Annotated in this window: 19 protein-coding genes; 9 read left to right on the forward strand and 10 right to left on the reverse strand. The window is 62.6% G+C overall.

The window, feature by feature from the left end; genetic code table 11:
• Positions 1-21 precede the first annotated feature (21 nt).
• From ACI7M0_RS10820 to ACI7M0_RS10860, 9 genes are all read right to left on the reverse strand, one after another.
• Positions 22-1,386, reverse strand: coding sequence for an MFS transporter (locus ACI7M0_RS10820; protein ID WP_129933746.1), 1,365 nt, complete (start codon positions 1,384-1,386; stop codon positions 22-24).
• Positions 1,387-1,490: 104 nt separating this feature from the next.
• Positions 1,491-2,402: a 5-dehydro-4-deoxyglucarate dehydratase gene (gene kdgD, locus ACI7M0_RS10825; RefSeq protein WP_104961473.1), complete on the reverse strand. Its 912-nt coding sequence runs from the start codon at positions 2,400-2,402 to the stop codon at positions 1,491-1,493.
• Positions 2,403-3,128: 726 nt separating this feature from the next.
• On the reverse strand, positions 3,129-3,938 hold the full coding sequence (locus ACI7M0_RS10830; protein ID WP_004575279.1) for a gamma-glutamyl-gamma-aminobutyrate hydrolase family protein: 810 nt from the start codon (positions 3,936-3,938) through the stop codon (positions 3,129-3,131).
• A gap of 428 nt (positions 3,939-4,366) precedes the next feature.
• Positions 4,367-5,149, reverse strand: a complete 783-nt coding sequence (locus ACI7M0_RS10835) for an amino acid ABC transporter ATP-binding protein (RefSeq protein ID WP_010954443.1) — start codon at positions 5,147-5,149, stop codon at positions 4,367-4,369.
• 22 nt (positions 5,150-5,171) lie between these two features.
• A complete protein-coding gene (locus tag ACI7M0_RS10840) occupies positions 5,172-6,416 on the reverse strand; it encodes an FAD-binding oxidoreductase (RefSeq protein ID WP_010954442.1) in 1,245 nt (414 codons plus the stop codon).
• 16 nt (positions 6,417-6,432) lie between these two features.
• Positions 6,433-7,143 carry an ABC transporter permease gene (locus tag ACI7M0_RS10845; protein ID WP_003247716.1) on the reverse strand — a complete coding sequence of 237 codons (711 nt, stop codon included), beginning with the start codon at positions 7,141-7,143 and terminating at the stop codon, positions 6,433-6,435.
• Positions 7,140-7,859: an ABC transporter permease gene (locus tag ACI7M0_RS10850; protein ID WP_003247720.1), complete on the reverse strand. Its 720-nt coding sequence runs from the start codon at positions 7,857-7,859 to the stop codon at positions 7,140-7,142. The genes ACI7M0_RS10845 and ACI7M0_RS10850 overlap by 4 nt, the downstream gene beginning before the upstream one ends.
• A 103-nt stretch (positions 7,860-7,962) precedes the next feature.
• Positions 7,963-8,715, reverse strand: a complete 753-nt coding sequence (locus ACI7M0_RS10855) for a transporter substrate-binding domain-containing protein (protein WP_104961475.1) — start codon at positions 8,713-8,715, stop codon at positions 7,963-7,965.
• Between the two features lie 22 nt (positions 8,716-8,737).
• Entirely contained in the window at positions 8,738-9,610 is an 873-nt protein-coding gene (locus ACI7M0_RS10860; protein ID WP_129933972.1) for a MurR/RpiR family transcriptional regulator, read from the reverse strand.
• Positions 9,611-9,752: 142 nt separating this feature from the next.
• Between ACI7M0_RS10860 and ACI7M0_RS10865 the strand changes: the two genes are divergently transcribed.
• The 4 genes from ACI7M0_RS10865 to ACI7M0_RS10880 all read left to right on the forward strand — a co-directional run bounded on the left by ACI7M0_RS10865 (position 9,753) and on the right by ACI7M0_RS10880 (position 15,072).
• A complete protein-coding gene (locus ACI7M0_RS10865) occupies positions 9,753-10,778 on the forward strand; it encodes an Ldh family oxidoreductase (protein WP_129933971.1) in 1,026 nt (341 codons plus the stop codon).
• Between the two features lie 220 nt (positions 10,779-10,998).
• Positions 10,999-12,195: an amino acid aminotransferase gene (locus ACI7M0_RS10870; RefSeq protein WP_103462591.1), complete on the forward strand. Its 1,197-nt coding sequence runs from the start codon at positions 10,999-11,001 to the stop codon at positions 12,193-12,195.
• Between the two features lie 379 nt (positions 12,196-12,574).
• Entirely contained in the window at positions 12,575-13,528 is a 954-nt protein-coding gene (locus tag ACI7M0_RS10875) for an IS110 family transposase (RefSeq protein ID WP_392523497.1), read from the forward strand.
• A gap of 263 nt (positions 13,529-13,791) precedes the next feature.
• Complete coding sequence (locus tag ACI7M0_RS10880) at positions 13,792-15,072, forward strand: serine/threonine transporter (protein WP_129933200.1); 1,281 nt, start codon at positions 13,792-13,794, stop codon at positions 15,070-15,072.
• Positions 15,073-15,144: 72 nt separating this feature from the next.
• On the opposite strand, the gene ACI7M0_RS10885 is transcribed toward ACI7M0_RS10880, so the two are convergent.
• Entirely contained in the window at positions 15,145-16,332 is a 1,188-nt protein-coding gene (locus ACI7M0_RS10885; RefSeq protein ID WP_129933197.1) for a Bcr/CflA family efflux MFS transporter, read from the reverse strand.
• Between the two features lie 300 nt (positions 16,333-16,632).
• On the opposite strand from ACI7M0_RS10885, the gene tpx reads away from it, so the two are divergent.
• The 5 genes from tpx (at position 16,633) to ACI7M0_RS10910 (ending at position 26,474) form a co-directional block, all read left to right on the forward strand.
• Complete coding sequence (gene tpx, locus ACI7M0_RS10890) at positions 16,633-17,133, forward strand: thiol peroxidase (RefSeq protein ID WP_104961478.1); 501 nt, start codon at positions 16,633-16,635, stop codon at positions 17,131-17,133.
• A gap of 347 nt (positions 17,134-17,480) precedes the next feature.
• Entirely contained in the window at positions 17,481-18,788 is a 1,308-nt protein-coding gene (locus tag ACI7M0_RS10895; RefSeq protein WP_104961479.1) for an MdtA/MuxA family multidrug efflux RND transporter periplasmic adaptor subunit, read from the forward strand.
• Positions 18,785-21,883, forward strand: a complete 3,099-nt coding sequence (locus ACI7M0_RS10900) for an MdtB/MuxB family multidrug efflux RND transporter permease subunit (RefSeq protein ID WP_129933195.1) — start codon at positions 18,785-18,787, stop codon at positions 21,881-21,883. Before ACI7M0_RS10895 ends, ACI7M0_RS10900 begins: the two co-directional genes overlap by 4 nt.
• The gene (locus ACI7M0_RS10905; RefSeq protein ID WP_129933192.1) at positions 21,880-24,987 is read left to right on the forward strand and encodes an efflux RND transporter permease subunit; all 3,108 of its coding nucleotides are present in this window, start codon (positions 21,880-21,882) and stop codon (positions 24,985-24,987) included. Before ACI7M0_RS10900 ends, ACI7M0_RS10905 begins: the two co-directional genes overlap by 4 nt.
• Positions 24,984-26,474 (forward strand): efflux transporter outer membrane subunit, encoded by a 1,491-nt coding sequence (locus ACI7M0_RS10910; protein WP_129933190.1) that lies wholly within the window; start codon positions 24,984-24,986, stop codon positions 26,472-26,474. Before ACI7M0_RS10905 ends, ACI7M0_RS10910 begins: the two co-directional genes overlap by 4 nt.
• Positions 26,475-26,604: the final 130 nt, after the last annotated feature.

The raw sequence follows: 26,604 nt of genomic DNA on the forward strand, positions 1-26,604 counted from the left end.
GACCCGGCGAGGGCGTGTTTTTCAGTGACGGGAGCTGGCCAGTTCGCCGTCGGTGGTAGGCTCAGCGTGTGGCTTTGGCGCAGCATCACGCAATTCGATACGCTTGATGGGGCCGACAATAACCAGGTAGCTGAATACCGCTACCAGCGCATTGGCACCCACGTACACGAGCGCCCACTTGAACGAGCCGGTGGCGCTGATGATGTAGCCGATCACGATAGGGGTGGTGATCGACGCGATGTTGCCGAAGGTGTTGAACAGGCCGCCGGACAGCCCGGCGATCTGCTTGGGTGAAGTGTCCGCCACCACCGCCCAGCCCAGCGCGCCGATGCCCTTGCCGAAGAACGCCAGCGTCATGAAGCCAACCACCATCCACTCGGCATCGACGTAGTTGCAGAACACCATGGTGGTGGACAGCAGCAGGCCACAGACGATCGGCAGTTTGCGCGAGAAGGTCAGCGAGTTGCCGCGGCGCAGCAGCCAGTCGGAGATCACGCCACCCAGGACGCCGCCGATAAAACCACACACCGCCGGCAGCGAGGCAATGAAGCCGGCCTTGAGGATGGTCATGCCGCGCTCCTGCACCAGGTATACCGGGAACCAGGTGAGGAAGAAGTAGGTGATGGCGTTGATGCAGTACTGGCCCAGGTATACGCCCAGGAGCATGCGGCTGGTCAGCAACTGCTTGATGTAACCCCATTTCGGGCCGTCGCTGCCGCGCTTCTGGTCCATGTCGACCAGGCCGCCGTTCTGCTCGATGTGCTCAAGTTCGCTCGGGCTGATGCGCGGGTGTTGGCGCGGGTTGTAGATGGTCTTCAGCCACACCATCGAGAAAATGATGCCCAGCACACCCATGACCACGAACACGTGCTCCCAGCCGAAGCTGAACACGATCCAGCCCATGATCGGGGCGAACAGTGCAGTGGCGAAATACTGCGCCGAGTTGAAGATGGCCGACGCCGTGCCGCGCTCCTGGGTCGGGAACCATGCGGCGACGATGCGCGCGTTACCCGGGAATGACGGGGCTTCGGCGAAACCGACCAGGAAGCGCAGGGTGAAGAGGGTGACCACGGCCCAGGCAACCGGCAGGCCACCGACAAACCCTTGCAGCAGGGTGAACAGCGACCAGGTGAAGATGCTGAAGGCGTAGACGTTCTTGGAACCGAAGCGATCGAGCAGCCAGCCACCAGGTATCTGGCCAGCCACGTAAGCCCATCCGAAGGCGGAAAAGATATAACCGAGGGTTACGGCGTCAATGCCGAGGTCTTTCTGCAGGCTGGAGCCTGCGATAGCAATGGTCGCGCGGTCGGCATAGTTGATCGTGGTCACCAGAAACAGCATGAACAGGATCAGGTAGCGCACATGCGTTTTCTTAGTCGCTTGCATGCTGGCAATACTCCCACTAGTTATTTTTGTGCGGGCTCACGAATTGTAACCGGAGTGGGGCAGGCCCACTCCGGGCGCGGCATCTGGCAGGCCGCGGGCGGCGCTTACTGCGGGCCCATCTTGTCCATCAGCGCGGCGAGCATTTCGTACTCGTCGGCGGTGAGGTCAGTCAGCGGGGTACGCACCGGGCCGGCGTCGTAACCGGCAATTCTGGCGCCGGCCTTGACGATGCTCACGGCGTAGCCGGCCTTGCGGTTGCGGATGTCCAGGTATGGCAGGAAGAAATCGTCGATCAGCTTGGCCACGGTGGCGTGGTCGTCACGGGCGATGGCGTTGTAGAAGTCCATGGCGGTTTTCGGCACGAAGTTGAACACCGCGGAGGAGTACACCGGTACGCCCAGGGCCTTGTAGGCGGCGGCATACACTTCGGCGGTCGGCAGGCCACCCAGGTAGCTGAAGCGCTCGCCCAGGCGACGACGGATCGACACCATCAGCTCGATATCACCCAGGCCGTCCTTGTAGCCAATCAGGTTCGGGCAGCGCTCGGCCAGTTTTTCCAGCAGGTCGGCGTTCAGGCGGCAGACGTTGCGGTTGTACACCACCACACCGATGTTTACCGATTTGCACACCGCTTCGACGTGGGCGGCGACGCCGTCCTGGCTGGCTTCGGTCAGGTAGTGCGGCAGCAACAGCAGGCCTTTGGCACCCAGGCGCTCGGCTTCTTGCGCGTATTCGATGGCCTGACGGGTGGAACCACCGACACCGGCGAGGATCGGTACCGAAGTGGCGCAGGTGTCGACCGCGGTCTTGATCACCTGGCTGTATTCGCTGGCGGCCAGGGAGAAGAATTCACCGGTACCGCCAGCGGCGAACAGCGCACTGGCGCCGTAGGGGGCCAGCCACTCGAGGCGCTTGATGTAGCCAGCCGGGTTGAAGTCGCCCTGGGCATTGAAGTCGGTGACCGGGAAAGACAGCAGGCCGTGGGAGAGGATGGATTTGAGTTCTTGTGGATTCATTGTTGTTGGCATCCTGTGGCGCTTGGGTGAGGGGTGTGGCTTTGCGTTAGAGGTAAGTTATCGTACAACCTAGTGTGATGACTAGTCCTTTTTCAGAATTTTGTGTTCTCGCCAAGGTGGCCGTCTGGATATGTGTGTTGTGGCGCAGATCGAGCGCCGCCCGCGCGGCGCTTCGCGGGTGAACCCGCTCCTACGTTTGTTTCGGGCCAGTTATGCCTGTGGCATTTGCGCGCGAACGCCTTGGCGCATGCCTCGATATCGCGTCGTACAAACAAGGCGGTCGCGCGCGCCTGGCACAGGACGGACTGGCCCGAAACAAACGTAGGAGCGGGTTCACCCGCGAAGCGCCGCGCGGGCGGCGCTCGATTTCACAGGCGCAGCAGGTACGACGACAAACACATGTTGGCGCATGTCTCGATATCGCGTCGTACAAACAAGGCGGTCGCGCGCGTCTGACACAGGCGATACTGGCCCGAAACAAACGTAGGAGCGGGTTTACCCGCGAAGCGCCGCGCGGGCGGCGCTCGATTTCACAGGCGCAGCAGGTACGACGACAAACACATAGCAGTCATCGTATCTCTTGAGGGAAAGGAAAAAACGATCGCGGAGACAGGCACAAGCCCGCCGCCCGATTCCACGGGAAGAGTTCTGGGACCAGCAGAGGGTGGCCGGGGAAACGGGGGCGGCCTTGCGCCGCCCCGCGATCAAAGCAGAGGAAACTGAAGGTCAGGCCGCGTGCTGGCGCTTGATTTGCGCCTTGCGTACCTGGGCCCGGCAAGCATCGCCGAAAGCCTGGAAGATCTTTATCGAATCAGGGTTCTTCGCCGCTTGCCATTCAGGGTGCCACTGCACCGCGAACAGGAACGGCGAAATGCTTGGCGCGTGAATCGCTTCGACCAGGCCATCTTCGGCACGGGCGATCGCTTCAATACCGGCGCCGAGCTTGTGCAGGCCTTGGCCATGCAGCGAGTTGACGCGAATCTCATCGGTACCCAGGGTGTCGTGCAGCCAGCTGCCCGGCTGGATCTTCACCCCATGCACCTGGGCGTACTGCACTTCGACCGGGTCTTCCGGGTTTTCCCGGTGGTCATTGAACCCAGGTTCGGCATACACCTTCTGGTAAATGTCGCCACCCAGGGCCACGTTGATTTCCTGCATGCCACGGCAGATGCCGAAGATGGGCAGGCCACGCTTGATTGCCGCCTTGACCAGCGGAATGTCGAACAGGTCGCGGTTCTGGTCCTGGCCTTTGCCTGGGGTCTGGTTTTCCTGGCCATACAGGGCCGGGTCGATGTTGCTGCCAGCGCCAGTCAGGTAAACGCCGTCGGCCATGTCCAGGTAGGTCTCGAGGTCGTCAGTGCCGCAGCAGGTAGGCACCAACACCGGGACGCAATCGGAGAACTCGACCAGCGGGGTAATGTATTTGTGGGTCATGACCTGGTAGTCATGGCCTTTGCGCTCTTGGCTGCCCATGGTCATCAGGACGACGGGTTTGCGCAGGGAAGGTTGCTTGTTGCCAATGTTGCTGTTGGACATATGTCACCTTGGGACAGGTTCGACCTGTCGTTGTTGTGCAGGCGCACGGCGCGGGGCCTTGGGTGCTGCCTGTAGCCCCGAGCACTGCCGGCTCGTCAGAGGCGACGATTCCGGTCGGGGCTTGTAGATAGCTTGCCAGAGCCGTTCGATATGTCAAACGACGGAAGCGGGCTTTAACGCGGGGGATACGCCGTTTTCTGGGGGCTGAAACCGATGCGGGCCTGTGGTGGCGTGGGTTTGGCAGGGTCTGCGGTCAATAATATTTAACGATGCAGTTGGGTCATTGCAGCGGCGCAATGATTAGGTAACTTGAAGTAACTTCGGTCCCTGTGGGAGCGGGCTTGCCCGCGAACACGGGCGAAGCCCGTGCCATCCACGGCGGTGTCTTCTTCGCGGGTAAACCCGCTCCCACAGTGACAGGCTTTCAATCAGTGCAGGATCTGCGCCAGGAACGCCTTGGCCCGCTCGGTGCGCGGCTGGTTGAAGAACACCTGCGGCGGGCTGTCCTCGATGATCTGCCCACCCTCAAGGAACAGCACCCGCTCGGCTACCTGCCGGGCAAAGCCCATTTCATGGGTGACGCACAGCATGGTCATGCCCGTGCCAGCCAACTGCACCAGCACATCCAGCACCTCGGCGACCATTTCCGGGTCCAGCGCCGAAGTGGGCTCGTCGAACAGCATGATCCGCGGTTTCATGCACAGCGCCCGGGCGATTGCCACGCGCTGCTGCTGGCCGCCGGACAGCTGGCTGGGGTACTTGTGCGCCTGGCTTTCGATGCCGACTTTGCTCAGGTACATGCGTGCCCGCTCCTCGGCGTCCTTGCGTGACAGCCCGCGCACGCTGGTGGGGGCCAGCAGGCAGTTGTCGAGCACGCTCATGTGCGGGAACAGGTTGAAGTGCTGGAACACCATGCCGATGTCGCTGCGCACCTGTGCCGCCTCGCGTGTGGTGGCCGCCAGGTCGATGCCGTCTACCTGGATGCTGCCCTGCTGGGCGACTTCCAGGCGGTTGATGCAGCGGATCAGGGTCGACTTGCCCGAGCCGGACGGCCCGCACAGTACGATGCGTTCGCCTTCGCGCACCTGCAGGTCGATGTCGCGCAGCACGTGGAACGCGCCATAGTGCTTGTTCAGGCCTTCGATGCGAATCAGCACCGGACGCGGGTCGGGTTCGGGGGCAAGGGTGGCAAGGCTCAGTGGTGCGGTCATCTTGTTGTTCTCCCGCGTGGGTTCAGTCGAAACGGGTCGCGCTGTAAGGCGCGGGGTCGGTGAAGGGGGGCTCGCCAGTGAGCAGCTCGGCCAGCAGCCGGCCGCAGACCGGGCCCAGCGTGAGGCCGTGATGGGCATGGCCGAAGTTGAACCACAGCCCTGGGTGGCGCGGCGCCGGCCCGATCACTGGGCGCATGTCGGGCAGGCAGGGGCGGCGGCCCAGCCATGGCGTGTCGTCCAGACGATCGCCGAGGGCCGGGAACAGCTTGCGCGCCAAGGCCTCGCAGCGGCCCAGCTGAATCTGATTGCCAGGTGCACTGGCTGCGTCGAACTCGATGCCGGTGGTCAGGCGCACGCCGCGCGCCATCGGCGCCAGTACATAGCCGCCTTGGGTGTCGCAGATCGAGTGCTCCAGCTGAGCGCCGTCACGGGTGCTGTAGTGCATGTGGTAGCCCCGCTTGATGGCCAGCGGGATCTGGTAGCCCAGGCCGCTGAACAGGTCGGCTGACTGAGGCCCAAGGCAGGCCACCACCTCGTCGGCAGTGATCGGGCCGCGACGGCTCTCTACCCGCCATTGGCCATTGGCCTGGCGCAGGCTGCGCGCATCGCCATGCACGAACTGCCCGCCGCGTTGCAGGAACAACGCCGCATAGCCACGGGTGAGCGCGCCGGGGTTGTTCACGGTTTTCGGATCGAGCCAGTGGATGCCGCCGACCACGGTGGCGTCCAGCTGATGTTCACGTGCCTGCAGCTGCCCGCATTCAAGGATTTCGAAGCGCAAGCCGTAGCGGCTCAGGCCCTTGGCATCGGTTTTTGCCTGCTCGAACAGCGCGGGGTCGCGGAACACTTCGATCCAGCCTTTGGCTTGCACCAGGCCTTCCAGGCCGGCGGCAGCGATCAGCGCGTCATGCTCGTCGACACAGCGCTGCACCAGCGGCAACATATCGGCGGCGGCGCCGGCCAGGCGCCCGGGTGCCGACTGGCGCCAGTAACGCCACAGCCACGGTGCGGCCTTGGGCAAGTGCGCCAGGCTGTAGCGCACATCGGGCTGGCGGTTCAGGCCGTAGCGCAGCAGTGCGCTCAGTTGCCGCGGGAAGGCATAGGGGATGACACTGGAACGCTCGATCAGCCCGGCGTTACCGTGGCTGGTGCCACTGCCCGGTTCGTCGCGGTCGATCAGAATTACCTGGCGCCCGCGTGCCTGCAGGTGCAGCGCGGTGCTGACGCCGACGATGCCGGCGCCGAGGACAAGGGTCTGGCAATGCATGAAACGTATCCTTCGGTCAGTTCAGGTGGCGGCCCAGGCGGGCCTCCAGGTGTTTCAGCAGGCGCCGCACCAGTTCGACGATCACCAGGTAGAGCACAGCGGCCCACAGGTAGATCTGGAAGTCGAAACTGCGCGAGAAGGCCAGTTTGGTCACGCCCATCAGGTCGTAGATCGTCACCAGCGAGGCGATCGCGCTGGCCTTGATCATCAGGATCAGTTCGTTGCCCAGCGGGCCAATGGCCACCAGCAGCGACTGCGGCAATATCACCTTGAAGAAGGTGGTCGAGCGCTTCAGGTTCAGCGCCCGCGCCGCTTCATGCTGGCCAGGCGCAACCGCCATCAGGCTGCCGCGGAAGATCTCGGCCTGATAGGCGGCGGTGTTCAGGGTGAACGCCAGCAAGGTGCAAAACCACGCATCCCGGAAGAACCACCACAGGCCGACGTCCTGCCAGAAACCCTTGAGCGAACCCAGGCCGTAATACAGCAGGAACAATTGCGCCAGCAGCGGCGATCCGCGGAAGAAGTACACGTAGCCGGCGGCCATGCGCTGCAGCACCAGGCTGCGAGACAGGCGTGCAAGGGCCAGCAGAAGACCGAGCACAGCACCCAGGCTGAAGGAAATCGCCACCAGCTTGGCGGTTACCAGCAGGCCGTCGATGAAGCGCGGGCCATAGCGCTCCAGCAGGTCGGGGTCGAGCACCATTGCCAGCAGTTGATCGAAGCTCATGCGCGTGCTCCTTGCAGGTGGCGGTTGCTGCGCCGTTCGATGTAGGCGAACACGCGCCCGGACAGTGCCGCGAACAGCAGGTAGCCCAGGCAGGCGACGCCGTAGAAGAACATCGGCTCCTTGGTTACGCTGACCGCCAGGTTGGTCTGGCGCATCAGGTCGACCAGCGAGATGGTCGACACCAGCGAGGTGTCCTTGAGCAGCGACAGCCAGTTGTTGGACAAGCCGGGCAGGGCGATGCGGGTCAGTTGCGGCAGCAGCACCTTGAAGAAACCGGTGCGCTTGCTAAGCCCAAGCGCCGAGCAGGCTTCCAGCTGGCCCTTGGGCAGGGTCTTGAAGGCGGCCAGCCAGATCTCGCTGGAAAACGCTGCGAACACCAGGCTGAAGGCGATCATCGCGGCGAGGAAGGTGTTGATGAGGAACTCGCCTTGGTAGCCCATGGCGGCGAGGATCTTCTGCGCGGCGATCTGGCAGCCGTAATAGATGATCAGCAACGTCAGCAGCTCGGGCAGGCCGCGGAAGACGGTGGAAAAAGTGGTGGCCCAGGCCCGTGGCAGGCGTTTGCGCGAGCGCGCCGCCAGCGCGACCACCAGGCCCAGTGGCAGGCCGATGGGCAGGCAGGCCAGGGCCAGGGAAACAGTAACCAGCGCGCCGGCCAGCAACGCCTGGCCCCAGCCTCCGCTGGCGAAAGACAGCAAGGACAATTGATCGAGCATGACGAACCTCTTGGGCAGGTTATGCGGCCTTGGGGGAGCGGCCTTGCGGCCCTGTCGCGACGCAAGGCCGCCCCCACTGGGCATTCGCACAACTTCCTGAAGATCAGTTGTAGATATCGAAAGCGAAATATTTGCTGGCGATCTTCTGGTAGGTGCCGTTGGCCACAATCTGTTGCAGCGCGGTATTCAGGCGCTGGCGCAGGGCTTCGTCGTCCTTGCGCACAGCGATGGCGGCATCGGCCTTGGTGTCCGCCACGTCGCCAAGGATCTTGCAGCAATCCCCGCCGTTCTTGTTCATCCACTCGTGCAGCGGGAATTTGTCAGCAATCACGCCGTCCAGGCGGCCGGCCGCCAGGTCTGCGTTGGCTTCGTCCATGGTCGGGTACAGTTTCACGTCGGCACCGGCCTTGCCGTACACGTCTTCGGCGTAGATGGCCTGGGTAGAGGAAGACTGCGCACCGACGGTGTAGCCGACAAAGTCGGTCTGGGCGCTGTCGATCTTGCTGTCCTTGGCAACCGCCACGGTCAGGGGCGTGCGGTAGTAGCGGTCGGTGAAGGCGATCTTCTTGCGCCGCTCTTCGGTGTCGATCATCGACGCCACTACCGCGTCATACTTGCGCGCCATCAGGGCGGGGATGATGCCTTCCCAGTCCTGGGCCACCAGCGTGCATTCGACTTTCATCTGTTCGCACAGGGCATGGGTGATGTCGACATCAAAGCCGTGCAGCTTGTTATCGGCGTCTACATAGTTGAAGGGCGGGTAGGCACCCTCGGTGGCGAACCGCAGGGTTTCAGCGCTGGCGGCACCCGCCAGCAGCAGGGCGCACGCACCCAGCAAGGCCATGGACTTGTTCATCTCGCACCTCATTGCACTCTTGCTATTGTTGTTTGCCCGTCGACCACGAGGTGTAGCCGACGAATTCGTTATGTAGAGCGGCAGTTGCTTCCAAGCGTTTTTCAACATCCGGTCCGAGCTTCTTGCAGACCTCGTTGACCATCAGATGCACCCACGACAGCATCGTCGAGGTGGATTCCCAGAACAGGTTGAACTCGGTGGGGATGCGGAACACCTCGTCGGCATTGGCATCCGCCCAGTCACAGAAGGTGTCGGTCACCAGGGTGACCGCAATGCCAGCCTCGCGCGCCTTCTGGCACAGCATCAGGGCATGGCGGGAATAACGGCGCGCCTCGAACACCACCAGGGCGCTGTCTTCGGCACGGCCCAGCAGCACTTCGCCGAAGTGCCCGGCGCTGATGTCGACCAGTTGCACGCCATCGCGCAGGTATTGCAGCAGGTGGCTCATGCACATGGCGATGCCGCGCTCGGTCTGGAAGCCGGCGATGAACACCCGCGGTTTGCTCGCCAGGCGTTGCGCCACGTGGTGCCAGGCGGGGCTCTGGCGGTATTCGTGTACGCGCACCAGGGCGGCGATTTCCAGCTCCAGGCTGCCGGCGTTGTCGCTGGCGTCCTGGTTCTGGCGGTAATCTTGCAGGCGATCACCCACCAGCCACGGGCCATCGCCCAGATCGTTCTGCAGGTCTTGCTTAAGCGCCTTGAGGTGGGCATAACCCAGTGAGCGACAGTAGCGCCCGACGCTGGATTCGCTGACGCCCAGCTTGGCGGCAATGCTGGCCGAGGTCTGGAACGGCAGTTCGTGCAGGTTGGCAAGCATGTAGGTGGCGATCTTGCGACCCGAGGCAGCGGCCCCTGCGAGGCTGTTTTCCAGGCGTTGCTTGATCAGTTGGCTCATGCTGCGGCTCCAGGGGTGAGGCTTGGGAAGAAAATGAATGTTTTCTGTCATCAAGTCAACATTTGACAGATTGCTGTCACATGAAGGAAAGTTTTTGTCGTTGCAACGCTGTAGCCATTCCAAAATCAACAAGGAGCTTCAGATGTCCGCACCTTCCACCAGCACCGTTGTGCGCGTGCCTTTTACCGAGCTGCAAAGCCTGTTGCAGGCCATTTTCCAGCGCCATGGGTGCAGCGAGGCCGTGGCCCGGGTGCTGGCCCACAACTGCGCCAGCGCCCAGCGTGATGGCGCCCATAGCCATGGGGTGTTCCGCATGCCCGGTTATGTCTCGACCTTGGCCAGCGGCTGGGTCGATGGCCAGGCCACGCCACAGGTCAGCGACGTGGCCGCCGGCTATGTGCGCGTCGATGCTGCGGGCGGTTTTGCCCAGCCGGCACTGGAGGCGGCCCGTGAGCTGTTGGTGGCGAAGGCGCGCAGCGCGGGCATTGCCGTGCTGGCGATCCACAACTCGCACCATTTCGCTGCGTTGTGGCCGGATGTCGAGCCGTTCGCCGAAGAGGGCCTGGTAGCCCTCAGCGTGGTCAACAGCATGACCTGCGTGGTGCCGCATGGTGCACGCAAGCCGCTGTTCGGTACCAATCCCATCGCTTTCGCTGCGCCTTGCGCCGAGCATGACCCGATCGTTTTCGACATGGCCACCAGTGCCATGGCCCATGGCGATGTGCAGATTGCCGCACGTGCTGGCCAGCAATTGCCGGAGGGCATGGGGGTGGATGCCGATGGCCAGCCGACTACCGACCCGAAGGCGATCCTGGAAGGCGGTGCCTTGCTGCCATTTGGCGGGCACAAGGGCTCGGCGTTGTCGATGATGGTCGAGCTGCTGGCGGCGGCGCTGACCGGCGGTCATTTCTCCTGGGAGTTCGATTGGTCCGGGCATCCGGGGGCGAAAACGCCATGGACCGGGCAGTTGATCATCGTCATCGACCCGGGCAAGGCCGAAGGCCAGCGGTTTGCCCAGCGCAGCCGCGAGCTGGTGGAGCACATGCAGGCGGTGGGGCTGACGCGCATGCCGGGCGAGCGGCGCTATCGTGAGCGCGAGGTGGCCGAGGAGGAGGGGGTGGCGGTGACCGAGCAGGAGTTGCAAGGCCTGAAAGCGCTGCTTGGATGACCCGGTCTCTTCGCGGGTAAACCCACAGGTGCCTGAGCTGTTCCCAGGCTGTGCGCTGAACCCGTAGGAGCGGGTTTACCCGCGAAGAATCCAGCACGAATTTTCAGCCATGCAATGTTGCATAGACAACCTTGCACAATAGTGGATGTTCCTGAACCCGCACTCCGGGTATGCTCAACACTGACTTTCCGTACCGTCCTGATCCAAGGAGCTGCACGCTGTGTTCAAACATGTCGATGCCTATGCCGGCGACCCGATCCTCTCGTTGATGGAAACCTTCAAGGCCGACCCGCGCGCCGACAAGGTCAACCTGAGTATTGGCCTGTACTACGATGAGGCCGGCGTGGTGCCGCAACTGGCGGCGGTGGATGCGGTGGAAAAACGCATTGCCGGTCAGGACCACGAAGCCTCTCTGTACCTGCCGATGGAAGGCCTGGCCAGCTACCGCCAAGCCATCCAGGCGCTGCTGTTCGGTGCTGATCACCCGGCCGTGACCGGCGGCCGGGTGGCCACCGTACAGACCGTGGGTGGCTCCGGCGCCCTGAAGGTCGGTGCCGACTTCCTCAAGCGCTACTTCCCGCAGTCTGAAGTCTGGGTCAGCAACCCGACCTGGGACAACCACCGCGCCATCTTTGAAGGTGCAGGCTTCAAGGTGCACACCTACCCGTACTTCGACCAGGCCACCCGTGGCGTGGACTTCGACGGCATGCTGGCCACCTTGCAGAGCCTGCCGGCCAACAGCGTGGTGCTGCTGCACCCGTGCTGCCACAACCCTACTGGTGCCGATCTAGAGCAGCACCAGTGGCAACAAGTAGTCGAAGTGGTCAAGGCGCGCCAGCTGATCCCGTTCCTCGACATCGCTTATCAAGGCTTCGCCGAAGGCTTGGTAGAAGACGCCTACGCCATCCGCGAAATGGCCCGTGCCGGCGTTCCGTGCCTGGTGAGCAACTCCTTCTCGAAAATCTTCTCGCTATATGGCGAGCGGGTGGGCGGCCTGTCGGTGGTGTGCGATGACGAGGCCACTGCCCAGAGCGTGCTTGGCCAGCTGAAGGCCACCGTGCGCCGCAACTACTCCAGCCCGCCCAACTTCGGCGCCCAGCTGGTTGCCGGCGTACTGAGCGATGCTGGCCTGAATGCCCAGTGGGCCGAAGAAGTCGAAGTGATGCGCAAGCGTATTCTCGACATGCGCCAGGCGCTGGTCGATGCCCTGGCCGTGCTGCTGCCGGGCCAGGACTTCCAGTTCTTCCTGCGCCAGCGCGGCATGTTCAGCTACACCGGCTTCAGCGTCGAGCAGGTACGTCGCCTGCGTGACGAGTTTGGCGTGTACCTGATCGACAGCGGCCGTGTGTGCATGTCCGGCCTGCGCCCGGCCAACCTGCAACGGGTTGCCGAAGCGTTCGCTGCCGTTCAGAAGTAACTCGCCAACGTGCCAACTGCGGCCCCTCCTGTGGGGCGCGGTTGGACTTTGTGGGAGCAACTGTCTTGCTCAATTTCTGAAAGCTGGCGTGATCCCTGTGGGAGCGGGCTTGCCCGCGAACACGGGCGAAGCCCGTGCCATTCACCACGGTGTTGGCTTCGCGGGCAAGCCCGCTTGTATGGTTAGACTTGAAGGGGTGGTGGGACTAAATGCCCGATTCTGACTGTTACGAGCAGTACAGACCGTGGGAGACATCGCCCCACCCCTTCCACCAAAGCGCCGATAAAGAATGCATCGTTTGCAAGCGACGATAGAAGCAAGCCAGCGCCTCTTGGTGAAAGCCCCTCAAGCCGAAAAACCATAACGTGGAGAGCCGCCGATGGCAATGCAGGTAGTGAAGTCGATCATCGGAGCGGACGTTGCAAAAGCTGAATTGGTGATCCATCACGAGGAGCGTGATGAGATCATCAAGCTGAAAAACTCTAAATCTGAAATCAATAAGTGGCTCAGGCAGCAGCCACTGAACACGGCTATCGCCGTTGAAGCGACCAACATCTATCACTTGGATCTGGTCGAGCTAGCCCATGGCATGGGCTTCGATGTTTATGTCATTGATGGATTTCAACTGAGTAACTATCGCAAGAGTGTTGGCGGCCGAGTCAAAACTGACCCGTCCGATGCGCGGTTACTGTCCCGTTTTCTGAAAAACGAGGGTGAGGATCTTCGCCCTTGGACCCCGCCTCCCGCCGTCTACGGCAAGCTGCAGAGCCTTCTGCGGCGCAGGGCTGCGCTGGTATCGGCACGTACTGCAATGACGCAGAGCTGGGCTAACGAGGGCCTGTTGAAAGCGGCCTTCGAAACCTTCGTCAAGTCGATAGAACGGCTGGACTTGCTGATACAAAAGAAGATCAAAGAAGTATTGCGAGAGGCAGGGCTGCTTGAACAGGTTATTCGCTGCCAAGCCGTGGAAGGTATTGGTTTTCTCACAGCGTCAGCACTGGTAATGGCATTTATCAGAGGCGAATTCAAAAGCAGTGACGCTTACATCGCCTTCTTGGGGATGGATCTGCGAGTGAATGACTCCGGGCAAAAGAATGGACGCCGCCGCCTTACAAAGCGAGGCTGTTCGGAGATCCGTCGTTTGTTGCATAACGCAGCGATGTCGGCCAGTAGGTCAGCTACCTGGAAAGACGTGTATGAGCAGTATCGGAGCAACGGTAAAGCAACGACTCAGGCATTAGTGATCTTGGCTCGCAAGCTCGCTCGCGTCGCATTCGCCCTGATGCGAGATCAGGGCGAATACGTCACCAAAAGCCGAAAATTGGCTTGCTGAAAACCATAGAATCTCCCACAGGCCGCTCCCACAGGCGGCCCCCAGAGGCGGCCCCACAGGCCTCCAGGCCGCTACATTCCATCGATCGACACCAGCAATGCCTTCCGCTTGTAAAGACAAGTGCAACCGCTCCTCGGAAAAGGGCTTCGCAAGTGCAACCTTTCCGTGCACAATCGCGCCCCTCTTTTCCGGTTGAGTTGGGCGAAACGTCTATTTCGCCATTCTCAGCCTGTTGCAGTCTTGCGAGTGGAGCTTCACCCGGAATGAATGAGCAGGCCCCAAGCGTTGAACAACGCTTTGCAGAATCGACCCCCGCCGCCCTCGGCACCTGGGCGCGTCACGACACCACCTGGATGCTGGGCCTGTTCGGCACAGCCATCGGCGCCGGGACACTGTTCCTGCCGATCAACGCCGGCCTTGGCGGCTTCTGGCCGCTGCTGATCCTGGCCGTGCTGGCCTTCCCGATGACCTATTTCGCCCATCGCGGGCTGACCCGTTTCGTCCTTTCCGGGCGCGATGGCAGCGACATCACCGAAGTGGTCAAGGAGCATTTCGGCATCACCGCCGGTGCCTCGATCACCGTGCTGTACTTCTTCGCCATCTTCCCGATCCTGCTTATCTACAGCGTGGCGCTGACCAACACCGTGTCCAGCTTCATGGAACACCAGCTGCACATGCAGCCGCCGTCTCGGGCAATCCTGTCATTCGTGCTGATCCTCGGTCTGCTGGCCATCGTGCGCTGCGGGGAGCAGGCCACGGTCAAGGTCATGAGCCTGCTGGTCTACCCGTTCATCGTTGCGCTGGCGTTGCTGGGCCTGTACCTGGTGCCGCACTGGACCGGTGGCATTCTCGACAGCGCCACAGAGGTGCCGCCGGCCTCGGCCTTCCTGCATACCCTGTGGCTGGCCATTCCGGTGATGGTGTTCTCGTTCAACCATTCGCCGATCATTTCGGCCTTTGCCGTCGATCAGAAGCGCCGTTACGGCGAGCACGCCGACGAGCGCAGCGGCCAGATCCTGCGTCGTGCCCACCTGCTGATGGTGGTGATGGTGCTGTTCTTCGTGTTCAGCTGCGTGCTCACCCTGAGCAGCGCCCAGCTGGCCGAAGCCAAGGCGCAGAACCTGTCGATCCTGTCGTACCTGGCCAACCACTTCAGCAACCCGACCATCGCGTTCGCTGCGCCGTTGATCGCCTTCGTGGCCATCGCCAAGTCGTTCCTCGGCCACTATATCGGTGCCAGCGAAGGCCTGAAGGGCATCATCGCCAAGACCGGTGCGCGCCCAGGCGCCAAGGCCCTGGACCGCGTGGTTGCCGCACTGATGCTGGTGGTGTGCTGGATCGTCGCCACGCTCAACCCGAGCATTCTCGGCATGATCGAGTCGCTCGGCGGCCCGATTCTCGCGGTGCTGTTGTTCCTGATGCCGATGTACGCCATTCGCCGTGTGCCATCGATGCGCAAGTACAGCGGTGCGGCCTCCAACGTGTTCGTCGTTGTGGTCGGCCTGGTTGCGCTGACTTCGGTGGTGTACGGCCTTGTAAGCTGATTCACCCGTTTCATTCAAGAATGCCCGGGTCGCTTGTCGCCACCCGGGCATTTTTTTTGCCTGATCAAGGTTTCAGCAGCGCTGCATTCCATCGTCCTTGGTGCATGCAAGCAGCCGCCCTCCGCACAGGCTGGCCACCACGAACAGCACGCCCAAGCCTGCCGGTAGCTCGCTTTCCAAACCTGCGACCACACTGCTCGTCAAACCGGCACCGGCGAACAGCAACGTCGTATTGAGCGACGCTGCCGCACCTGCCTGACGCGGATAGCGCGCCAAAGCCTGGGTCGTTGCGGCGGGGCGTACCAGGGTTGTTCCGGTGGTACAGACAATCATCGGCAGTAGAACCCCCAGCACAGATAAACCTGCCACCCATTCCCACATCAAAAGGGTGATGCCCGCGGTACTTATAAGCAGCAAGCCTGCTTTTATTTGAGCTTGCGGGCTTACGCGACTGTTCAGGTAGGTCGCAGCCATGCCGCCGACGATGTATGCCAACCCATAGCCGATAAAGACCAGAGAGAATTGATAGGCCGTCAGCTGCAGCCTGCCCATCAGCAGCAAGGGCGCTATGACGATAAAGGAAAAATGGCAGGCAAAGGCGAGGCTGGAGAGCATGGCATGCGCGAGATAGTCCGTGTCTCGCAGCATCACCCGATAACTGGACATGCTTGGCGCCCGGTCGCGCGACGCAGGTGTGTCATGAAGCAGCACACACGATAAAAGTGAAACGATTGCAGCGATGATCACGAATGCCGTAAAGCTGGCCTCCCAGCCAAAGGACCGTTGAAGAAAGGCACCTGCCAGCGGTGACAGGGAGATGAACAACCCGCTCGCGCTTGTTAACAGGATGCGCATGGCATTGCGTTGTGTACCGCTGTAGAGGTCCTGCACAAGCGCCTGGCCTAGCACGAGGCTGCCGCAACCCAGGGCCTGCACCAAGCGAAAGGCCATGAACGTTTCATAATGAGTTGAAAATACGCAACCGAGCGCCCCCACAATGGATACGCTCAACCCAGCGAGCAACAAACGCTTGCGCCCGATGCCATCCGACAGTGGGCCGATCACGATTTGCGCCATGGCCACACCAACAGCAAAAAAGCTCACTGAGTACGCAATCTGTTTTGTGTCGACCCGAAACTCCTCTGAGAGCGCAGGGAATGATGGGAGGATCACGTCCAGAGGAAACACACCCAGCAGACATAACAAAATCAGCAACGTTGAGCACAGGTGGCGCCGGAGCGAACCAGCGGGGCGGTTCATGCCATTAACTCCTCGATTGGAACTGCAAGAAATAGCTTTCGTCCTCCAGTAGATCAGTACGCTAAAGATGTACAAGGTGAGCTTGGTAGCGAAACTTCCGATAGAGGTGTAGGAATTGTATGGAGAGGCCGGGATGGGCGTTCGGCAGCGGTGAGGCAACTGGCCGTAACCGCGGCTATTGGCATTTTTTGTCCACAAAAATCGTCCGGCAATGGAACAATTTCACCTGCCCCCATAGGCACCCGGCTGCCTTCATGCTTAACTCAGTGTCCTTTTCAAACCCCGCATAAGGATTTCGTCATGGCTCAAGTGACTCTCAAAGGCAACCCGGTCCAGGTCAACGGCAACCTGCCACAGGCCGGCGCCCAGGCTCCGGCTTTCTCCCTGGTAGGTGAAGGCCTGGCTGAAAAGTCGCTGAAAGACTACGCCGGCAAGCGCAAGGTGCTGAATATCTTCCCAAGCGTCGATACCCCGACCTGCGCCACCTCGGTGCGCAAGTTCAACGCCCAGGCCAACGACGTCGCCAACACCGTGGTGCTGTGCATCTCGGCTGACCTGCCGTTCGCCCAGGCACGCTTCTGCGGCACTGAAGGGCTGGACAACGTGAAGAACCTGTCGACCCTGCGTGGCCGCGAGTTCCTCGAAAACTACGGCGTAGCCATCGCCGACGGCCCGCTGGCCGGCCTGGCCGCCCGCGCCGTGGTGGTGCTGGACGAGAACGACAAGGTGCTGCACAGCGAACTGGTTGGCGAAATTGCTGACGAGCCGAACTACGACGCGGCGCTGGCTGTACTGAAGTAAGGATTGCGTGGGGCAGGGCGGGCGTCTGTAGCCTGTGATGGCCTCTTCGCGGGTAAACCCGCTCCTACAACGTGCGGCACAGTTTTCAAAGGCTGTGACATCCCCGTAGGAGCGGGTTCACCCGCGAAAGGGCCAGACCAGGCAACCGAACCTTCAGGCCCGCCACCGCTCCAAGCAACACCCTGTAACGGCCCGGAACACGTTCCGGGCCGTTTTCATTTAAAATTCCGCCTCTTGGCAACGTCAGGCAAAGGTAAACCTCTGGTAAAGGCCCTTTGCTAAAACGATGGCAGTGCTTATCGTTCATCCTCCTCAAGTCGTCATTCCGAACAAGGTTCGTTCAACCCATGCAAGCGTCCAATTCCCGTTCCCTTCGTCGCTGGCTCGTCGGCCTGCTGATCCTGCTGCTGGTGGCTGCACTGGCCTGGTGGCTGTGGCCCGCAACGACGCCTGCGCATAAAGAAGCCGGTGGCGTGCGCGGTGGCAAGGGCATGGGCATGATCGGCGGCCGCCCAGGTTTTGGCGGCTCCAGCGACCCGGTACCCGTACGCGTCGTGCCGGTGCGGACAGGCGACTTCCCCCTCTACTACAAAGCCTTGGGCACGGTTACCGCGACCAACACGGTCAATGTGCGCAGCCGCGTGGCTGGCGAACTGGTGAAAATCCACTTCAAGGAAGGCCAGCGCGTCAAGGCTGGCGACCTGCTGGCCGAAATCGACCCGCGCCCTTATCGCATCGCCCTGCAGCAGGCCGAAGGCACCTTGGCGCAGAACCAGGCGCAGTTGAAGAATGCTCAGGTCGACCTGGCCCGCTATAAAGGCCTGTACGCCGAAGACAGCATCGCCAAGCAAACCCTGGACACCGCCGAAGCCCAGGTTGCGCAGTTCCAGGGGCTGGTCAAGACCAATCAGGCACAGGTCAACGACGCCCGCCTGAACCTCGATTTCACCCAGATCCGTGCGCCCATCAGTGGCCGGGTGGGCCTGCGCCAGCTCGATCTGGGCAACCTGGTGGCCGCCAACGACACCACCGCGCTGGTAGTGATTACCCAGACCGAGCCGATCAACGTCGCCTTCACCCTGCCGGAAACCGAACTGAGCACGGTGCTGGAGCGCTACCGCAGTGGCGCCAGCCTGCCGGTCGAGGCCTGGGACCGCGGTGACAGCAAGCTGCAGTCCACCGGTGTGCTGGGCAGCATCGACAACCAGATCGACACCACCACTGGCACACTCAAGTTCAAAGGCCGTTTCGAGAACAAGGACCTGGCCCTGTTCCCCAACCAGTTCGTCAACGTGCGCTTGCTGGCCGACACCCTCAAGCAGGTGGTCATGGCCCCGGCCGCGGCCATCCAGTTTGGCAACGATGGCACCTTCGCCTATGTGGTCAATGAGCAGAGCACCGTCAATGTCCGCAAGCTGAAGGTGGGTGCCAGCGATGGCGAGAACAGCGTCATTCTCGACGGCTTGAAGGCCGGCGACCGTCTGGTGCTGGAAGGCACCGACCGCCTGCGCGAAGGCACCAAGGTGGAAGTGGTCGAAGACAGCTCGCAAGTGCCGACTAGCCCGGGCCAGCACCTGCAAGGGCAGGAAGCCAAGGGCGCGGCGCAAACAGGTGAAGCACAACCCGGCAACGCAGCAGGCAAGGCGGGCGCATGAACCTCTCGCGCCTGTTCATCCTGCGCCCGGTCGCCACCACGCTGAGCATGCTGGCCATCGTGCTGGCCGGGCTGATCGCCTACAAGTTGCTGCCGGTTTCCGCCTTGCCGCAGGTGGACTACCCGACCATTCGTGTCATGACCCTCTACCCCGGCGCCAGCCCGCAGGTGATGACCAGCGCCGTCACCGCGCCGCTGGAACGCCAGTTCGGCCAGATGCCGGGCCTGGAACAGATGGCCTCGACCAGTTCTGGCGGCGCGTCGGTGCTGACCCTGCGTTTCAACCTCGACATGAACATGGACGTTGCCGAGCAACAGGTGCAGGCCGCGATCAACGCCGCCAGCAACCTGCTGCCCAGTGACCTGCCGGCACCGCCGGTGTACAACAAGGTCAACCCGGCCGACACCCCGGTGCTGACCCTGGCCATCTCCAGCAAGACCATGCCGCTGCCCAAGCTCAACGACCTGGTCGATACCCGCGTGGCGCAAAAGCTTGCGCAAATCAGCGGCGTGGGCATGGTCAGCATTGCCGGTGGCCAGCGCCAGGCGGTACGCATCAAGGTCAACGTCGACGCCCTGGCGGCCAATGGCTTGAATCTGGATGACGTGCGCACGCTGATCGGTGCCTCCAACGTCAACCAGCCCAAAGGCAACTTCGACGGCCCGACCCGGGTGTCGATGCTCGATGCCAACGACCAGCTGCGTTCTCCCGAGGAATACGCCAACCTGATCCTGGCCTACAACAACGGTGCGCCGCTGCGCCTGAAAGATGTGGCCGAAATCGTCGACGGCGCCGAGAACGAGCGGCTGGCCGCCTGGGCGAACCAGAACCACGCAGTGCTGCTGAACATCCAGCGTCAGCCGGGCGCCAACGTGATCGAAGTGGTCGACCGCATCAAGGGCCTGCTGCCGTCGATCACCGACAACCTGCCGGCGGGCCTCGATGTATCGGTGCTGACCGACCGCACCCAGACCATCCGCGCCGCGGTCAAGGACGTGCAGCACGAACTGCTGATCGCCATCGTTCTGGTGGTGATGGTCACCTTCGTTTTCTTGCGCCGTTTCAGCGCCACCCTCATTCCGTCGATTGCCGTGCCACTGTCGCTGATCGGGACGTTCGGGGTCATGTACCTGGCCGGGTTCTCGGTCAACAACCTGACACTCATGGCCCTGACCATCGCCACCGGCTTTGTGGTCGATGATGCCATCGTCATGCTGGAGAACATCTCCCGGCATATCGAAGAGGGCGAGACGCCCATGCAGGCGGCACTCAAGGGCGCCCGACAGATTGGCTTCACCCTGATTTCGCTGACCTTCTCGCTGATTGCGGTCCTGATCCCGTTGCTGTTCATGGCGGACGTGGTCGGTCGCCTGTTCCGCGAGTTCGCCATCACGCTGGCAGTGGCCATTCTGATTTCCCTGGTGGTGTCCCTGACCTTGACGCCGATGATGTGCGCGCGTCTGCTCAAACGCGAGCCCAAGGAAGAAGAACAAGGCCGCTTCTACCGCGCCAGTGGCGCCTGGATCGACTGGCTGATCCAGCACTACGGCAGTGCCCTGCAGTGGGTGCTCAAGCATCAGCCGCTGACCTTGCTGGTGGCGGTGGCCAGCCTGGTGCTCACGGTGTTCCTGTACATGGTCGTGCCCAAGGGCTTCTTCCCGGTGCAGGACACCGGGGTGATCCAGGGTATTTCCGAAGCGCCGCAGTCCACCTCGTTCGCCGCCATGAGCGAACGTCAGCAGGCCCTGAGCAAGGTCATCCTGCAAGACCCGGCCGTGCAGAGCCTGTCGTCCTACATTGGCGTAGACGGCGACAACGCCACGCTCAACAGTGGTCGCCTGCTGATCAACCTCAAGCCCCACGGCGAGCGCGATGTCAGCGCCAGCGAAGTGATCAGCCGCCTGCAGCCGCAGGTCGACCGGCTGGTGGGCATCCGCCTGTTCATGCAGCCGGTGCAAGACCTCAGCATCGAGGACCGGGTCAGCCGCACCCAGTACCAGTTCAGCCTGTCGTCGCCGGACGCCGACCTGCTGGCGCAGTGGAGCGGCAAGCTGGTGCAGGCGCTGCAGCATCGCCCGGAACTGGCCGATGTGGCCAGCGACCTGCAGGACAAGGGCTTGCAGGTGTACCTGGTAATCGACCGTGACATGGCCAGCCGCCTGGGGATCAGCGTCTCGCAGATCACCAATGCCCTGTACGACGCCTTCGGCCAGCGGCAGATCTCGACCATCTACACCCAGGCCAGCCAGTACCGCGTGGTGTTGCAGTCCAGGGACGCCGCCACGATCGGCCCGCAGGCGCTGGAGTCGATCCACGTCAAGGCCACCGATGGCGGCCAGGTGCGCCTTTCGGCGCTGGCGCGGATCGAGCAGCGTCAAGCGCAGCTGGCTATTTCCCACATTGGCCAGTTCCCGGCGGTGACCTTGTCGTTCAACCTGGCCCACGGCGCATCGCTGGGCGAAGCCGTGCAGGTGATCGAGCAGGTGCAGAAGGACATCGGCATGCCGCTGGGCGTGCAAACCCGCTTCCAGGGTGCGGCGGAGGCCTTCCAGGCGTCGCTGTCGAGTACCTTGCTGCTGATTCTGGCGGCGGTGGTGACCATGTACATCGTGCTGGGGGTGCTGTACGAAAGCTACATCCACCCGATCACCATCCTCTCGACCCTGCCGTCGGCGGCGGTCGGTGCCTTGCTGGCCTTGCTCATCAGCGGTAACGACCTGGGCATGATCGCCATCATCGGCATCATCCTGCTGATCGGTATCGTCAAGAAGAACGCGATCATGATGATCGACTTCGCCCTGGAGGCCGAGCGCAATCAGGGCATGAGCCCGCGCGATGCCATCTACCAGGCGGCGCTGCTGCGCTTCCGGCCGATCCTGATGACCACCCTGGCCGCGCTGTTTGGTGCGGTGCCGCTGATGCTTGCCACCGGTTCGGGCGCCGAGCTGCGCCAGCCACTGGGCCTGGTGATGGTCGGCGGGTTGCTGGTCAGCCAGGTGCTGACGCTGTTCACCACTCCGGTCATCTACCTGTACTTCGATCGCCTGGCCCGCCGCCTGCGCCCGGCCACTGACGTGAAGCAGGCCCAGGCATGAACCTGTCCGGGCCTTTCATTCGTCGCCCGGTGGCGACCATGCTGTTGAGCCTGGCGATCATGCTGCTGGGCGGGGTCAGCTTTGGCTTGCTGCCGGTGGCACCTCTGCCGCAAATGGACTTCCCGGTGATCGTGGTGTCGGCGAACCTGTCCGGTGCCAGCCCCGAGGTCATGGCGTCCACCGTGGCCACACCGCTGGAGCGCAAGCTGGGCAGCATCGCCGGCGTCACCACGCTCACCAGCAGCTCCAACCAGGGTTCGACACGGGTAGTCATCGGCTTCGAGTTGGGCCGTGACATCGATGGCGCAGCCCGTGAGGTGCAAGCGGCGATCAACGCTACCCGCAACCTGCTGCCCAGTGGCATGCGCAGCATGCCCACCTACAAGAAGATCAACCCGTCGCAGGCGCCGATCATGGTGCTGTCGCTGACTTCGGATGTGTTGCAGAAAGGCCAGCTGTATGACCTGGCCGACACCATCCTTTCACAGAGCCTGGCTCAGGTGTCGGGGGTAGGGGAGGTGCAGATCGGTGGCAGTTCGCTGCCGGCCGTGCGTATTGCCGTCGAGCCGCAATTGCTCAACCAGTACAACCTGTCGCTGGACGAAGTGCGCACCGCAGTATCCAACGCCAACCAGCGCCGGCCCATGGGCTTTGTCGAAGACGCCGAGCGCAACTGGCAGGTGCGGGCCAACGACCAGCTGGAAAGCGCCAAGGATTACGAGCCGGTGGTGATCCGCCAACAGAACGGCACCATTCTGCGCCTGTCTGACGTGGCGACCGTCACCGACGGCGTTGAAAACCGTTACAACAGCGGCTTCTTCAACGACCAGGCAGCGGTGCTGCTGGTGGTCAACCGCCAGACCGGCGCCAACATCATCGAAACGGTCGACCAGATCAAGGCGCAGCTTCCGGCACTGCAGTCGTTGCTGCCAGCCAGCGTGCAACTGAACGTGGCCATGGACCGCTCGCCCGTGATCAAGGCCACCCTCAAAGAGGCCGAGCACACCCTGCTGATCGCCGTGGTGCTGGTGATCCTGGTGGTCTACCTGTTCCTCGGCAGCCTGCGCGCCTCGCTGATCCCCAGCCTGGCGGTGCCGGTATCGCTGGTGGGTACGTTCGCAGTCATGTACGTGTGCGGTTTCTCGCTCAACAACCTGTCGCTGATGGCGCTGATCCTTGCCACCGGGCTGGTGGTGGACGATGCCATCGTGGTGCTGGAAAACATCTCCAGGCACATCGAGAACGGCCAGCCGCCGATGAAGGCGGCCTACCTGGGCGCCAAGGAAGTGGGCTTCACCTTGCTGTCGATGAACGTGTCGCTGGTGGCGGTGTTCGTCTCCATCCTGTTCATGGGCGGCATCGTGCGCAACCTGTTCCAGGAGTTTTCCATCACCCTGGCGGCGGCGATCATCGTCTCGCTGGTGGTGTCGCTCACCCTTACACCGATGCTCTGCGCCCGCTGGCTCAAGCCGCAACAGGCCGAGCAGACACGCCTGCAGCGCTGGAGCGACACGCTGCATCAGCGCATGGTTGCTGCCTATGACCACAGCCTGGGCTGGGCCCTGCGCCACAAGCGGCTGACCCTGCTCAGCCTGCTGGCCACCATCGGCATCAACATCGCCCTGTACGTGGTGGTGCCCAAGACGCTGATGCCCCAGCAGGATACCGGCCAGTTGATGGGCTTCATCCGGGGGGACGACGGCCTGTCGTTCACGGTGATGCAGCCGAAGATGGAAATCTACCGCCGCGCCTTGCTGGCCGACCCGGCAGTACAGAGCGTCGCCGGTTTCATCGGTGGCAACAGCGGTACCAACAACGCCTTTGTGCTGGTGCGCCTGAAACCGATCAGCGAGCGCAAGATCGACGCGCAGAAGGTGATCGAGCGCCTGCGCAAGGAACTGCCCAAGGTGCCCGGCGGGCGCCTGTTCCTGATGGCTGACCAGGACCTGCAACTGGGGGGCGGTGGGCGTGACCAGACCTCTTCTCAGTACCTGTATACCCTGCAAAGCGGCGACCTGGCGGCGTTGCGCGAATGGTTTCCCAAGGTGGTCGCGGCGCTGCGTGCACTGCCTGAGCTGACCGCCATCGACGCCCGCGATGGTGCCGGTACCCAACAGGTGACGCTGGTGGTCGACCGTGACCAGGCCAAGCGCCTGGGCATCGACATGGACATGGTCACCGCAGTACTGAACAACGCCTACAGCCAGCGGCAGATCTCCACCATCTACGACAGCCTCAACCAGTACCAGGTGGTGCTGGAGATCAACCCGAAATACGCCTGGGACCCGAGCACGCTGGAGCAAGTGCAGGTGATCACCGCCGACGGCGCCCGGGTGCCGCTGTCGACCATCGCCCACTACGAGAACAGCCTGGCCAACGACCGGGTCAGCCACGAAGGCCAGTTCGCTTCGGAAGACATCGCCTTCGACATCGCCGAGGGCTACAGCCCCGACCAGGCCATGGCGGCACTGGAACGCGCGGTGGCCAAACTGGGCCTGCCCGAGGAGGTGATTGCCAAGCTCGGCGGCACTGCCGATGCCTTTGCCCAGACCCAGCAGGGCCAGCCCTTCATGATCCTTGGCGCACTGCTGCTGGTGTACCTGGTGCTGGGCATTCTGTATGAAAGCTACATTCACCCGCTGACCATTCTTTCGACACTGCCTTCTGCGGGCGTCGGTGCCTTGCTGGCGCTGTACGTCACCGGTGGCGAGTTCAGCCTGATCTCGTTGCTGGGGCTGTTCCTGTTGATCGGGGTGGTGAAAAAGAATGCCATCCTGATGATCGACCTGGCCTTGCAGCTGGAGCGTCATCAGGGCTTTTCGCCGGAAGAGTCGATCCGCCGGGCCTGCCTGCTGCGCCTGCGGCCGATCCTGATGACCACCCTGGCGGCGATCCTTGGCGCATTGCCGTTGCTGCTGAGCCAGGCTGAAGGCGCAGAAATGCGTCAGCCGCTGGGCCTGACCATCATCGGTGGCCTGGTGTTCAGCCAGATCCTCACCCTTTATACGACGCCGGTGGTTTACCTGTACCTGGACCGCCTGCGCCACCGTTTCAACCGTTGGCGCGGCGTGCGCACCGACGCCGCTCTGGAAACCCCGCTATGACTTTTGCCCAGACCCCACTTCACCGTGCCCTGCAGGTACTGACCCGTGGCCGTGGCTCGCGCCTGCTCGGCGCCGGGTTGTGCGTGGCCTTGCTCAGTGCCTGTACCCTGAGCCCCGACTACCACCGCCCCGAGCTGAACAGCACGGCGGCGCAGTTCAAGCACGCCGAAGGCTGGACCCAGGCCTCGCCGTCCGACGCCATCGCCCGCGGCGCCTGGTGGGAAATCTACGGCGATGCCGGGCTCAATGCGCTGGTCGAAGAGCTCAACCGCAGCAACCAGACCGTGGCGCAATCAGAAGCCCAGTATCGCCAGGCCCAGGCGCTGGTGCGCAGCAGCCGTGCGGCGCTGTTCCCCAGCCTGGACCTGAGCACCAGCAAGAACCGCTCGGCGCAGGGCACCGGCAGCTCCAGTTCCAGCCTGTCCAATAACAGCAGCGGCATTCGCAACACCTACAACGCGCAGTTGGGCGTGAGCTGGGAGATCGACCTGTGGGGCAAGCTGCGCGAAACCCTGAATGCCAACGAAGCCAGTGCCGAAGCCAGTTTCGCCGACCTTGCGTCGATCCGCTTGAGCCAACAGTCGGAGCTGGTGCAGAACTACCTGCAATTGCGGGTTATCGATGAGCAGAAGCGCTTGCTGGAAGCCACCGTGGCGGCTTATGAGCGCTCGCTGCGAATGAACGAAAACCAGTACCGCGCCGGTGTCGCCGGCCCGGATGCTGTGGCCCAGGCCCGCACCCAGCTCAAAAGCACCCAGGCTGACCTGATTGACCTGATCTGGCAGCGTGCGCAGTTCGAAAATGCCATCGCCGTGCTGCTGGGCAAGGCTCCGGCCGACTTCGCCCTGGCCGACAGCAAGGCGATTCCCGCGTTGCCGCAAATACCGGTTTCGCTGCCTTCGCAGCTGCTGGAGCGGCGCCCGGACATCGCTGCAGCCGAACGCAACGTGATGGCGGCCAACGCCAACATCGGGGTGTCGCGGGCAGCCTACTTCCCGGACCTCAGCCTGAGCATGAGTGGCGGTTATTCCAGCAGCAGCTTCAGCAACTGGATCGAGCTGCCCAACCGCTACTGGTCGGTAGGCCCGCAGCTGGCGCTGACCCTGTTCGACGCCGGCAAACGCAGCGCCGAGGTCGACCGCACGGTGGCCGTGTATGACCAGACGGTGGCGCAGTACCGCCAGACCGTGCTGGACGGCTTCAGGGAAGTGGAAAACCTGCTGGTTCAGCTGAAGGTGTATGGCGATGAAGCCGTGGTGCGCCAAGAGGCGCTTGATGCTGCCCGCGAGTCGTTGCGCCTGACCGAGAACCAGTACCGCGCCGGGCTGATCGGCTATCTGGATGTGGTCAACGTGCAAACCACGGCGCTGAGCAACGAGCGCAGTGTGCTGAACCTGCTGCAAGGGCGCCTGGTGGCCAGTGTGCAACTGGTGGCTGCGTTGGGCGGCGGCTGGGATGCAGAGCAGGCGTTTGCCGAGCAGAATTGACCACGCGCAAGGGCGGGGCGCTGGGGTTATTGGATCCATTCCCATTCGCAAAAACCCCGTGCGTTTCGCTTAAGCTTGAGTACAATCGTCAGCTTTTGCCGGGCCCCCTTTCCCGGCGCTGGAACTCTCA

The organism is Pseudomonas sp. 10(2024) (genome assembly GCF_045164175.1).
Taxonomy (GTDB): Bacteria; Pseudomonadota; Gammaproteobacteria; order Pseudomonadales; family Pseudomonadaceae; genus Aquipseudomonas; species Aquipseudomonas alloputida.